10 protein-coding genes and 1 other RNA gene are annotated in these 12,434 nt (G+C 36.0%); 3 read left to right on the forward strand and 8 right to left on the reverse strand.

Annotated elements, in window-relative coordinates:
* Window positions 1–3: 3 nt before the first annotated feature.
* A complete protein-coding gene (locus J7604_RS03435; protein WP_293891073.1) occupies window positions 4–636 on the reverse strand; it encodes a hypothetical protein in 633 nt (210 codons plus the stop codon).
* Window positions 637–721: 85 nt separating this feature from the next.
* Between J7604_RS03435 and J7604_RS03440 the strand changes: the two genes are divergently transcribed.
* Window positions 722–1,756 carry an alpha/beta hydrolase gene (locus J7604_RS03440; protein WP_293891076.1) on the forward strand — a complete coding sequence of 345 codons (1,035 nt, stop codon included), beginning with the start codon at window positions 722–724 and terminating at the stop codon, window positions 1,754–1,756.
* Here the strand turns inward: J7604_RS03440 and J7604_RS03445 are convergent, their stop codons facing one another.
* The 7 genes from J7604_RS03445 to J7604_RS03475 all read right to left on the reverse strand — a co-directional run bounded on the left by J7604_RS03445 (window position 1,757) and on the right by J7604_RS03475 (window position 10,923).
* Window positions 1,757–3,061: a phenylacetate--CoA ligase family protein gene (locus tag J7604_RS03445; protein WP_293891079.1), complete on the reverse strand. Its 1,305-nt coding sequence runs from the start codon at window positions 3,059–3,061 to the stop codon at window positions 1,757–1,759.
* A 13-nt stretch (window positions 3,062–3,074) separates the two neighbouring features.
* Entirely contained in the window at window positions 3,075–3,773 is a 699-nt protein-coding gene (locus tag J7604_RS03450) for a hypothetical protein (RefSeq protein ID WP_293891082.1), read from the reverse strand.
* A complete protein-coding gene (locus tag J7604_RS03455) occupies window positions 3,763–5,427 on the reverse strand; it encodes a C45 family peptidase (protein ID WP_293891085.1) in 1,665 nt (554 codons plus the stop codon). Before J7604_RS03455 ends, J7604_RS03450 begins: the two co-directional genes overlap by 11 nt.
* A gap of 314 nt (window positions 5,428–5,741) precedes the next feature.
* Window positions 5,742–8,930 (reverse strand): T9SS type A sorting domain-containing protein, encoded by a 3,189-nt coding sequence (locus J7604_RS03460; protein WP_293891088.1) that lies wholly within the window; start codon window positions 8,928–8,930, stop codon window positions 5,742–5,744.
* 437 nt (window positions 8,931–9,367) lie between these two features.
* On the reverse strand, window positions 9,368–9,529 hold the full coding sequence (locus J7604_RS03465; protein ID WP_293891091.1) for a hypothetical protein: 162 nt from the start codon (window positions 9,527–9,529) through the stop codon (window positions 9,368–9,370).
* 40 nt (window positions 9,530–9,569) lie between these two features.
* Window positions 9,570–9,977 carry a response regulator gene (locus tag J7604_RS03470; RefSeq protein WP_293891094.1) on the reverse strand — a complete coding sequence of 136 codons (408 nt, stop codon included), beginning with the start codon at window positions 9,975–9,977 and terminating at the stop codon, window positions 9,570–9,572.
* A gap of 142 nt (window positions 9,978–10,119) precedes the next feature.
* Window positions 10,120–10,923 (reverse strand): DUF481 domain-containing protein, encoded by an 804-nt coding sequence (locus tag J7604_RS03475; RefSeq protein ID WP_293891097.1) that lies wholly within the window; start codon window positions 10,921–10,923, stop codon window positions 10,120–10,122.
* A 95-nt stretch (window positions 10,924–11,018) separates the two neighbouring features.
* Between J7604_RS03475 and ssrA the strand changes: the two genes are divergently transcribed.
* Both ssrA and J7604_RS03485 read left to right on the forward strand, forming a co-directional pair.
* Window positions 11,019–11,415: a transfer-messenger RNA gene (ssrA, locus tag J7604_RS03480) on the forward strand.
* A gap of 137 nt (window positions 11,416–11,552) precedes the next feature.
* Window positions 11,553–12,317, forward strand: coding sequence for a hypothetical protein (locus J7604_RS03485; protein ID WP_293891100.1), 765 nt, complete (start codon window positions 11,553–11,555; stop codon window positions 12,315–12,317).
* Window positions 12,318–12,434: the final 117 nt, after the last annotated feature.

Raw genomic sequence — 12,434 nt, forward strand, 5'->3', positions numbered from 1 at the left:
GGCTTACAATCCTCCTTTTTTCATTTGTTTAAATTCTTTACCACTAACCTCCATCACATTCAGAATAACTCTTGCCCAGTAGTTTTTGACACCGATGCCACCTGGTTTTCCTTCATATAGGTTTGTTGATAATACCTTTTTAGTTGCCTGATCAAAAAAGGTAACATAGATATACCCCTGCCCTTCCATTTTATTGAAGCTATCCACAATAAAAACCAGGCCAAGCCCCTTTTTCCCCTTAATATTATAACTATTTATCAATTTCTGTATTTTCGTCTTTGAAAGTCTATTTGGAGTAGAAGGATCAAAAATGACATTAATGTCTGCATCCGCATTATTCTTCATCACCAGATCCAACTCATTCGCAAAAAATTCAAAACCGTAAAACTTTCTGATATTATACTTTCCAGGTTCATTTATGATGAGGTCATTCCATTCAGGAAAATATAGTCTCTGAATTTCTTTATTACTTTTTGTTCCTGCATCATCAAATTGGCTAAATTCACCTACAAATTTAGCATTTGAAAAGTCTATTCCGTACCACACGATTTCATCTGAGAGAAACAAATCATTCTGGGCGGAAACATTAAAAATTACTGAAAAAATGGCGAATAAAAATGTAAAATTTTTTTTCATGGTTTATTTAAAATCAAAATTTAAAACAAATCTGTTTATCTCATTAAATTAAATTAAAATCAAAAAAACAACCAAATCAGGATCGATGAAATCGGGAAAACTAATAAGCACAATTTTGTTCGTCACATTTACAACCCTTCAATATACTTCATTTTCCCAGACATACTTTCCTTATGATAAGTATAACGGCACTAACCTTAAATGGACCGAGGCCTTGCAGCTGAAGACTTCCGACACAACTATTATCATGGTGACAGTAAGAGATAAAGTTGCCAGCAGCCAAAAGCTTTTCTCTGATAAGTCTATTCGTCCGGATCAATATACTACTTTAATCTGCCTTTGGAAAAACCCTGATTGGTACATCATGGAAGTACCTTCATTGGAAGTAGCCTTACAAAAATCAGGCTGCACAAAAGAAGTAGTAACCTTTATTCATGGAGATGGAAAGGATTTCCCATTAGCGATCAACAGAGCCGCAGATATCAAACTTCTTTTCGATATACCTGTCATTGCCTTTGATGTACCCAGCCTGCTTCCTACAAGTAACAAGATCAAAAACTTCTATAACTCTAAACACAATTATAAAGAGTCTTCAAGTCTGTTTACAGAATATGTAAAAGCTTTGGGAAAAATAAAAGAGCACCAACCCAACCTTTCTTTAGTGCTGCACATGCACAGTCTTGGTAATTATGTTTATATGGAATCTCTTAAGAAAAATCGATTAGATAAATGTCCATTAATATTTGAAACCATACTTATGAATGCGGCGGCAGTAAAGCAAAAACGCCATAAGGGTTGGCTTGAAAAAAGTCATATTCAGAAAAACATTTATATAACCTACAACAAAACAGATCATACACTAAACGGAGCCCATTTCATCACATTCAGGAAGCAGCTTGGAGAACGCTTGAAAAAGCCATTAGCAAGTAATGGTCATTACATAAACTTTCAAACCATTGCGCATAAGGAGCACAATTATTATCGCAATACAGAGTTATTCAGGATTCACCCGAATCTAAAGCTATTTTATATAGACATTCTTCATGGACGACACGTACCACTTGAAGATGAGTCCAGATTTTCCAAAAGGAAAGATGGTAAAGGTTTTGATATCCGTTGATCAGGATAGCACTGGATTTCTTTTGTCAAAAAATTTAATAGCCTTTCTGCTTATTTCAGGGAATTGCAAAGACTGTATCAACTTCGGATCTTCAAACCTTACCATTGGAGCAACTCTCAGCTTTGCTCTGAAATGGTCCTTTATCTCCTTTTCAAAATTCTCAAGAACATCCACACAGCCTATTCTGATTAAGATTTCATCAGTACCAATTTCGTTAGTAAAAACTTCAACAATGTAGTTTTTAATCATAGGCATTGTATCCAATATATCGTACAAAGCAGGAGGATAGAGACTAGTTCCCTTATATTTGATCATTTGATTTTTACGACCCAATATTGGCCCAAGACGCATGCTGGTTCGTCCGCACTCACATTGATCATAGTTAGCGGTGCAGATATCCCCTGTCTTAAATCTAAGGAGAGGCATGCCTTCTACCCCAAGTGTTGTAATGGTTACTTCACCAGGTTCCCCTTCTTTTACAGGCACATTATTATCATCCAAAAACTCAACAATGATTAATTCAGGATGATGATGTCCTCCTTGCGACGCTCCGCACTCGGTAAAGGCAGTGACCATTTCAGTGGAAGCATAGGTAGAGTATAATTTAATCCCCCACTTGTCCTGTATTTTCTGGCCCAATGTATTCAGTGAGAAATCAGGATTTCTGACCGATTCTCCTATACAAATAGCCTTTTGTACAGAGCTGGATTTATAATCAATATTATTCGCTTCGGCATATTCAATAAGCTTGATAATAAAGGACGGTACAGCCACCAACACCGTAGGGTTTATTCTTTGTATAGTATCCCATTGAAGTTCCGGTATTCCCGAACCCACTCTCACAAGCCCTGCGCCAAGCTTTCTTGCACCGAGAAAATATGCAAGGCCAGCCATAAATCTCCGATCTATGGTAGTTGTAAGTTGAAAGATATCATCGGCACTACATTCTGCACACAAGAATGAAATAGCTTCATTATAGCCGAGACGGTCCAGATCGCCATCGGTAAGAGCAAATGTTACTGGATCACCGAGTGTTCCCGAAGTTGTAACATAATCAACTATTTTATTTTTGGGAACACATAAAAAGTCAAAATTTCTTGAGTAAAGATCATACTTAGAAGATACCGGTACTTTTGTAAGATCTTCCAGAGTATTGATATCAGATCTTTGAATCTTATTTTTCTCAAACAATTCTTTATAGAAAGGAGAAAAAGCCAGAAGATAATCTAATAACTCTCCCAGCTTTTTTTCCTGAAACCTTTTAACTTGCTCTTTATCCTTAAATTCTATTTCGGGGGCGTGCATGCTAATCAGGTTATTATTTATTTAAAAGTTGTAATTGATTGTAGCGCTCTACAGCCTTTCTGCTACTATTTTCTCTTACGACCTTCTTAAGAACTATATTTCCTACTTGGCAAATCAAGAAAGAGCCAATACCAGCAACAGCCAGAGGCGCAGCTAAAGGATCTTGGGGAGTTCCATACGTAGCCGCATCATTAATTTCCGCGAGACCAACAAGGCCAACAGTACCCAGTGGGAATGACAATCCAAATAAAACCCAGCTTCCAATATTGGCAGCTTTTGCAGTGGTGATATGATCCCTGATTTCTCTATCGTTTGTGGAAAGCAATAAAGGACTCAATCTTTTCGAAGAATAATACCTGCCATTATAATAATACAACCCTCTACCTCTGGTCTCAATAAGCATAGGGCCAGAAGGTTCTTCTTTTTCCTCTACAGGTGCTGCCGTGACAGGCTCAGCTATGATCGGATTATCAAAAACTATCTTTGCTCCGTTTTCAAATTTTACCATGAAAACAAGTCTTTTATCGATACTGTTGATTATAGAATCATTTACGTTGTTTTTAAAAAAGATTTTGTCTTCTTTTATTTCCAATACTTTACCATAAATTTCGTCTCCTCCTCTTTTCAAAATCAGGTCTTGAGAAAATGAAACTGTCACAGCAAAAAATAGAATGCATAAAGCAAAAAATGATTTAATAAAATTAGTTTTCATATAAAGTACTTAATAGTTTTTCAATTTTGTTCTTTTCAATTAAAGTAGGTATTTCCTTTTTGAGAGCCTCCTTATACATGGTTGAAGCTTCATCCCTTTTCCCCAAATACTTATAGCAATCACCGGCTATCCAGTGTGCTTCATAACTTTCAGGATTGCATTTTACAATTTTTACAATTGAATCCTCAGAAACAATAGCTTCCTTACTAATCTGCTTTTTCAGGAATTGCTTTAATCTCTTATACGATTCATAATTTCTGAATTCCTGAGTAGAAATAAAAGGATCAGCTGGAATTACTAATGATTTTTCATAAATGGCAGTGTCCTTATTAAGACCTTTCAATTGGAAAATTTTATTAAGATCGTAAGCAACATAAGCCCCTAATACATATGGATTGGAAGACACCCATACCTGTCTTAATGTAGGTTTAAATATTACAGAATGATGTGCAATAAGCTGATTCATGGCTCTTTCATTGCCAAAACCCAATTCTTTATCATTTAATCCATTTTTATTTCTTAGGATCTGAGCTGTTTCCTTAACTCCAATCTTAGGATATTTGCCGATCAACTGATTCATTCTTTCATATCTGTAAAGAGAGGAACTTTCTTTTTTATTTTGAATATTCAGAGGATCATTGGCATATACTTCACTTTGGTAGTGATTTGAACAAACTATATAATTCTGATTTGATTCGAAAAGCCCTTGTTTATTAGGAGATTTTTCGATGATTGCAGCTTTGTTTTCATTTGCAGAACCGACTAATATAGATTCAGAAACAAAAGTTTTTCTCTTTGAAGCAATCTTATTTGCTTCATCAATAGTAGAAGCATATTGCAATATTTCTCGTGCCACCAAGGATATGGGCGTTGCAGATCCAAGCGGAGGGTCTGACTTCGCTGCGTTAATAGTCACAGTAAGACCTTTTTCATTCATTCCGGATAGAACCCCAGTCATACCACCCCAGGTAACCATCATAAATTTAAACCCGCTGTCAGGAGCTATAAAAGCTACAATTTTGTCCTGAGCAAATTCATCTCCTACGTAAAAGTCAAAATTTCTCCCGACCACTAACCCTCCATCTTCGCTTTTAGCATCCCAGGCAGCAAATGAAGTACATCCTACAAGGTTTTTATCCTGCAAAGCATGCCCAATATCGTGAGCCGCGTGATAATTGAGTAATCGCTGATATGGAGTACCAATGGCACCATAGTTCTCAGAGGCAGAAAATGAGACACCGGAAATTTCCTGTTTATATTCCAATGGAATATTTTCATCCAAGTTTCTATTAAACCAACCAATGAGGTATTTTAAAAAGCCACGATAGGTTTTATTGGGAACCAGTTCTGTTATTTGGCCAACGAAAATATCTTCCTGTCTTTTAACGAGTTCACTACTTAATTTACCATTGATAATTCCTCTGTCGTATGGGGAGCCCTCGACATACATTTCATAGATACCAAACTCATTCTTCTTAAACCAGTTATTGCCAATTCTATAAAAGCCCTTGGAGACCTCTTCTCTTGGGAGAGATTCTGCATTAGTATTTGGTGGTACTGGCGGGTAAGCAAGTGCAACAGAGATAAACCAGACTATCAGAAATAAAAAAATTGAAATAATACCGGTAAAAACATATCTTTTTTTGATGCTCATGAATTTTCAAATTTCACCCTTGATTACAAATTTGGCAGGAATAAAATTCACTGCAAAATAAATGTTGCAGCTATTTTTTTCGTCAAGCTAAAATTCTCTTAATTGATATAGAAGTATAACTGTTTTTATTGCAATCTTAGTATATCTGACTTAAACTAAAGCTATTAATATATCAGAGCTCAATATAAAAAATACTAATGCTTTTCATCTATTATGTCAATTAAATTAAACTAAATAGAATAATTGAGAGGCCTTAAATAAAAACAGCTGCCCTTAAATTAAAGAACAGCTGTTTTATTCTAATTTAAGAGTAACTACTCTATGATAAGTTTCTCAGTCGCGATGCTAGTCTCACCTATGATGTTTATCAAATAAACACCTGATGGTAAGTAACTTAAATCAATTTCTTTTTCATAGGCAGAACCTTCAGAATAACCTGATATTACATACACTTCTTTACCCAATAAATCCACTACGTTGAATTGGTATTTTCCTTCGGCATTGAATACCTGTACTTTGAAAACTCCTTTATTAGGGTTAGGAACAATACTGTACTTGAAAGAAGCTTCAGACCCAATAACAGGCTCTACTTCTGTGCTTGTAATATCACCGTTAAAATCAACTTCACGGATTCTGTAATAAGAAGTGTTTTTCGAATTATTTTTATCAGTGAAATTATAATTTCTTTGTGAATTTGAATTTCCAGCTGCTTTAAGCGTACCAACCGCAACGAAATTTATACCATCAAAAGATCTCTCAATTACGAATTCTTTAGCATTCTTTTCAGTAGCAGTAGACCATTTTAATAATACTAAAGAAGCAGATTGTCTCTCAGCACTGAAATGAATGAATTCAACAGGAAGAGGACAAGTGGAACCATCCGCGCATACTAAAATTCTACCGCAAGAATAAGTAGGGCCTGAGGTGTATGAAATATTGTACAATCCGCCTTTATTCTTTGAATTATTTCCGACAATAGAAGCATTTCCAGTAAGCACATTATTGGTCTCTGTTGCGGGAGTTGACCAAAGGTTACTATTGTTAGTTATTGTTGTAGCGCAATTAAAAGCTCTTAATGCACCTGACGTTGCTTTAATTGCCAGCCAATAAGTTCCGGCAGGTAAATCGTAAGGTGTGGTTAACGTCCAAGTCCTTGCAGAATTTGCTTCAGGAAAGGTGGTCGTTTCTATAACAGTACCGGCGCCTCCTGGACCATTGTAATTTCCAGCAGGACTACAATCATTACAGTAAATAGTACTTGGAATAACATTAGGATGAATCCTTAATTCAAAAGCACCTGCTCCCCAGCCACTTCCCTGGAAGAAACTTACTTCAGTCAATTTAATTGGTTGAGTTGAAGTAATCATTGTATAAAGAGGACCATTAACATTTGATGCATCAGGAGCACATGGCTGAGTTTTAATTATCGAACCACTTATACTAGATTTGTCTTCTGCATACAAAGCCCTTGCGCAACCTGTTGCTGAAGTGTTAGTAGATGTAAATGGAACAACAATTGAATCTTTCGTGTCTAAAGGATTCAATTCAGTACCAGGAAGATCGTTAAGGTTTTTATACCATTTAATCGGTAAATTGTCTGGATCAACTATATAAAAGCTAGCTTTATTTGCAACAGCATCAACACAACCTCCTGTTATATATGGACTTGGTGGAGCGGTATAAGTAACTGTATCCATATAAACGGGACATGGACCGCAAAGAAATGCTACTGAAGCTCTATCATCTGAAATAGTAACTCTATATTGCCCAAAATCAGTTGCAGGAGTGTATGTTACATCATCTCCCTTTGGTGTTCCAAGAGGCAACCATGCACCTGACGTTCCCGCACGATATTCCCAAGTATATTCATACGAGGTGTAAGTCTGAGGTATATTTGAATTTAAAGTGGCAGAAAAACCTGGACAAGTCACAACATCAGGACCCAGGTTAGGCTTGCCTGGACATGGATTAGCAAAACTACAACCTGAAGGTAGGGTAAAACTTACTGCACTGCATTTGTCAACGAAATCACCAACGCCAAGCTCCCCTCTTCTGTTCCATCCCCAAGCATACGCCGCACCTCCTCCTGAAACTGCATAAAACCAAGCATCACCATCGGAAACCGAAACAATGCCTGTTAAATCTTGATTACCAGGTTTTGAACCATCTTTTACATAAACCGGAAACGGACTAAACAATTTAGTAGACTTTCCATCACAACTAGTTAAATTACAAGCAGAATTACCATCACCTAAGGACCCTGCGCCAACCAAATCTCCGCCAGGTTTTAGACAATCAATCGATCCCCCTGACCCTGTTGAAATTGGCTTATCATTAAACAATCCTCTTGCTCCAAATGTAACTACTTTACCATTTGCCATAACAATAGCTGAATTGGCCTGACCTGCGGATACATAAACAGCTTTCCCATCAATACCATTTCCTAAAAACTGAGCCTCTGTAGTGGCATACGTAGTAAGACCCGGAATAACCACCCTTCTTGCATCATTTTGATAGACACCTGTAGCTGCAGCGACGGTTCCACCTCTACCTAACTGTCCAATTCCCCAGTCACCTCCAAATGACCATACATTTCCCTTACCATCCAAAGCTAAGCAGTGAGTATCTCCACCTGAAATTTGTATAATGTTGGATAAAAATTGGGCCGGAGTTGGAGTAGCTGAATAACCACTATTTAATGGATCACCTTGGATTACTTTTCCTGCTGTAATTGCTGCCGTACTTCCGTCTGCAGCTGGTCTTCCCAGTTGATTTCCATCATTTACCCCCCAAGACCAAACATTTCCAGCTGCATCCAATGCATAAGTACAGGCATCACCTCCTTCAATCTGGATAATATTATCTAATGGAGTTCCATCATTTTTAATAACATATACTGGCGTAGTACGATCTGTTGTTGTTCCATCTCCTAACTGTCCATTTTTATTCTGGCCCCAAGCCAAAACTCTTCTGGTAACTTTCTCCAAAGCAAATGATGATGCATTACCTCCAGAAACATAAAAAATATCATGAAGGAAAACACCGTTTGGATCACTTACAGCATCTATTTTGGAAGCTTGTAATCCTCTGGAGACTCTTGTAGGGACACCACTGTTGACTAATGATCCTCGACCTAACTGCCCTAAAGCTCCTTCTCCCCAAGCCCAAACCTGTCCTGCACAAGAAAGACCAAGAACATGTGCTCCTGATCCTGCATCCACCTGACTAATTGCAGGTAAATTCCCATAAGTTAAACCTCCTGTATTATTATCTATGTTTCCTCTCCTAACTGCTACAGGTGTATTGCTAAATGTATTAAGAGGGAATGGAGCATCTGTTAATGATATTCCAAGTTGTCCTTTACTATTTTCCCCCCAAACAAATACAGTCTGGTTTTCGCAAACAGCTGCCGAGAAATCGTTTCCTCCCGAAATTTGAAGATTTTGCCCAAAGCCCCTTATTGCGGTAAGGATAATGGTTAAAAGAAGTAGGCTTTTTTTCATATTATTTAATTTGTTTTCGAGTCTAATATTTTCAAAATCAGTTTTAAAGAATTATAAGAGCATTAAGTTACAAATAAATCTACAAAAAGTATTAATTAAAGATACTGCTATTAAAGGCTGTATACAAATTCTTTTAAAAATGTAACCCCAAATTTAGATGATTTTTTTCCTTTTGAATGAGAACCACTATAAAACTATATAAAATATTAATTGACATTTATTTAATTTAATTAATAAGTAAGGGTCAGTTGCTTCTTTCCTGTCACTTTAATTACTTTTTGGAATTATTAATATTTAAAAAAGATTTAAGTAAAACTTTTCAAATAAATTATAAAGTAAAAAGTAACTAAACAAAATATCATCACCTTTAATACAAAAAACTAAAAGTCAAAAATTTACCTATAAAAAAAGACCATTCTTTTGAATGGTCTTTTCAATTATTTTTTATTTTCTTTAGTTTCAGGCTTTGTCCCATGCCTTTTAGATGGAGCATCTTGTTCTTCCCATGGCTCCCCCAGTGGATACATCCTCTGAGGTGGCTCTGGAGTTACTATCTCATTAAATAATTTTCTATTCTCCTCGTTTTTATCTACTCCCATTTTATTATATAAATAATGTTAATCCTCTTCTCTCTGACTATCACTCTTCTAGTACAAAATACTTTTGTACAATATCATTAATTTTATCGGCATTTAATGGTTTTACAAGAAATTCGGAAACTCCCGCATTGCGAAGTTCAATCTTCTCAGCATCAGGAAGTTCTGTTGCACTTAGTACAACAATAACGCTCTCCTTTTGCCTTGGTATTTTATGATACCTCTCAACAAATTCCCTTCCGTCTATTAATGGCATGTTAATATCAAGCAAAATCAGATCAGGGCATGTCCCTAAGTCGTCGGTACATTGGTACTTAATATAATCAAGACCTTTTTTCCCATCATATGCAGTAGTTACCATTGAAGTAACACCCATTCCATTCAGGACCTTTTCAGTAATGAAATTACTTACCCGATCATCATCTACTAATAAAACACAATTCATTTTCATATGTTACTAAAGCCTTTAAATGTCTATTATCCGAACATGATATTTGATGACTGGGTTCAGCTTTAGGAAGGGAAAAAAGCCTAAAAATAAGGGAACTTTTAAGATACTCTAATAAATCAAACTTGTTTTCCTCAGTATGCCTTTAAAATTTTACAACAATGGACATATTATAAGTATAAACAAATTTATTACCTGTAATCAAAGGTAAAGCATCGTAAGTAGCAACAAACTGGTTGTTTAATGAAAAGTACTTATTGATGTTTATCATCACCTGAAAATCAGTAATTACCCTGGGTTTAAAAAAATTGGTAAATCTTGCCTGATAATAAGTTACCATGAAGACATTTACGTTTTGGGATACATCACCTCGAAAAGAAACATTGGTTGTATTTTTAAAAAAGTATGTTTCAGCCTTGGTACTATCACCTCCTGACTCAAACCTCAAAACATCACCCCTCCATATTTCATGTTCATACATCCCACCGGAATTTATGCTAAATGAAAATTTAGGTGTGGATTTTATCCTGAACCTGAGGCTTGCCCCATATAATTCCCTTATTTGCAATCCTCTACCAAGGTCATACTGCAACTGAAGAAAAGGTTCATAAGATAACCTATGGGTTCTGAACAGGTTCACTCTCCAATGTGTATATCCCTCACTTATAACCCTTTGCTGAGTAGTTTTAATCAACTTTCCGTAGTTAATATTGAGATACCCGTGTTTTTCCGACAAATAAACAAGATTGGAGTTTAAATTGACGGAAGTAACCTGATTTTGTTGTTTTTTAGTTGAAAAGCCCAGGCCAATGTTTCCGGTCCAGTAATTTGACGTATCTTTCTCAATGCGAAACCTTTCAATGTTTAGAATTTGTCCAAAAGAAGAGGGAACAAAACATGCAAACGAAATTGTTATTAATAATGGAAGAAATAAGTAAGAGGATTTCATTAAAAGGTTAAGATAAATAATTTGCAATTTTTATATTTGCAGGGCAAAAACAAAGATTTTTGTTAATTGTTCTTGATAAAAGTTCATTGACTTATGGGGCCGACCGGATTTGACAGGTTGAGTAATGACGTGTATAAGCATGCAGGCTCATGGGATGAGAGCCTTGAAAGATAGTTCCGAACAATATCTGGCGAAGAATCTTACGCCATGGCTGCTTAATCTGACTGAATGTTAGATTAGCTCATCCTGATATTAGATTATCAGGAAGCCATCACTCCTCAGTTCTTTCGTTCCGCGGGAACTGAATACGGAGTGTCGAACAGTGGAACTAGTCAGAGTGATGTTGTTAAGCTTTGGCGAAATCTAAACAACTAAGGTAAAATTTGGCTGCTGCCTGCCTGGTTTTACCCGACAATTAAAGTCAGCTAAGCATGTAGAAGGCTCGATTATTAGCTTCTCTGGACCAGGGTTCGACTCCCTGCGGCTCCACTCCTTTTGATGGTAATTTACTATAATTCAGCAGATTACCATCAATTTTTCAAACCGACTTTAGTTATAAGTCGAGTTTTACTTACACGGATATTACAGGGTAAGTTTTTTCTTTCAATTAACCGATTTTTAAATACTTTATGCTTCAGGAAATTCTAGTCCAGTTTAAAGAAAATTTCAATCAAAAGGTAAAAACACCATTCTTTGGTGCCTTAATTATAGTTTGGTCAGTTTGGCATTGGGAGCTCCTTTATTCACTATTCAATTTTGATGAGGATTGTACTAGGGTTGATAAAATTGTGATAATTAAAGAGCTTCTTGGCAATTATAGTTTTTGCTATGAACTTGGAACTTGTTTGTGGGTGACTTTTGCTTCCCTCATTTGCACATACATCTTAATCAATTTTTCCAGATTAATAACAATACTTTTTGAAAATCATCTTTCTCCGTTAATTTATAAGCTAGGCGATAAATCTATGGTGGTAACTAGAGCAGATTTTGAGAAAGAAAAAAGGATAAGTCTGTCTTTTAGAGATAAATACGAAGGCGAAAGAAAAGAACGCTTAGCAATTGAAAAAGAACGTGATGAAATGAAAGCCTTAATAGGAAATGATCCTTCTTTGGAAAATCACTTCAATGAATTGTATTATAATTGGCTTTCCCAAAATAACCTTTTAGACCAATATGAATTAATCCAAACTGATGCTAAACATGGTACACTTGAACTTGAGACAGGCATATCTAATGAAATAAATAAATATGGACTTCTTCAATTTGATATTTCATCTCGACGTTGGAAACTCAGTAAAATAGGAAAAAAATTTGACGATTACTTTAATTCTCAAATGGCAAAATCCACAAGTCCCAAACCTGAAAAAGAAGTAGCATTGCCCATCTTGTCCTAAAGTTAAATTCAAGTTTTCCCCTGTATTTCCAACCTTTCGATATTACAATCAAACAAAAAATAACCATATCGCTTTAAAAGAAAACTGCCAGGAGCAACCGGATTTGAATCAGCACCC

This window comes from Sporocytophaga sp. (assembly GCF_017745095.1).
Classification (GTDB): domain Bacteria; phylum Bacteroidota; class Bacteroidia; order Cytophagales; family Cytophagaceae; genus Sporocytophaga.

Bases quoted from the DNA above. Each gene is read 5' to 3' on its own strand.
- J7604_RS03475 (WP_293891097.1), bottom strand. From the start codon at position 10,923: ATGAAATCCTCTTACTTATTTCTTCCATTATTAATAACAATTTCGTTT.
- J7604_RS03460 (WP_293891088.1), bottom strand. From the start codon at position 8,930: ATGAAAAAAAGCCTACTTCTTTTAACCATTATCCTTACCGCAATAAGG.
- J7604_RS03440 (WP_293891076.1), top strand. From the start codon at position 722: ATGAAATCGGGAAAACTAATAAGCACAATTTTGTTCGTCACATTTACA.
- J7604_RS03470 (WP_293891094.1), bottom strand. From the start codon at position 9,977: ATGAAAATGAATTGTGTTTTATTAGTAGATGATGATCGGGTAAGTAAT.
- J7604_RS03435 (WP_293891073.1), bottom strand. From the start codon at position 636: ATGAAAAAAAATTTTACATTTTTATTCGCCATTTTTTCAGTAATTTTT.
- J7604_RS03465 (WP_293891091.1), bottom strand. From the start codon at position 9,529: ATGGGAGTAGATAAAAACGAGGAGAATAGAAAATTATTTAATGAGATA.
- J7604_RS03450 (WP_293891082.1), bottom strand. From the start codon at position 3,773: ATGAAAACTAATTTTATTAAATCATTTTTTGCTTTATGCATTCTATTT.
- J7604_RS03455 (WP_293891085.1), bottom strand. From the start codon at position 5,427: ATGAGCATCAAAAAAAGATATGTTTTTACCGGTATTATTTCAATTTTT.
- J7604_RS03445 (WP_293891079.1), bottom strand. From the start codon at position 3,061: ATGCACGCCCCCGAAATAGAATTTAAGGATAAAGAGCAAGTTAAAAGG.
- J7604_RS03485 (WP_293891100.1), top strand. From the start codon at position 11,553: ATGCTTCAGGAAATTCTAGTCCAGTTTAAAGAAAATTTCAATCAAAAG.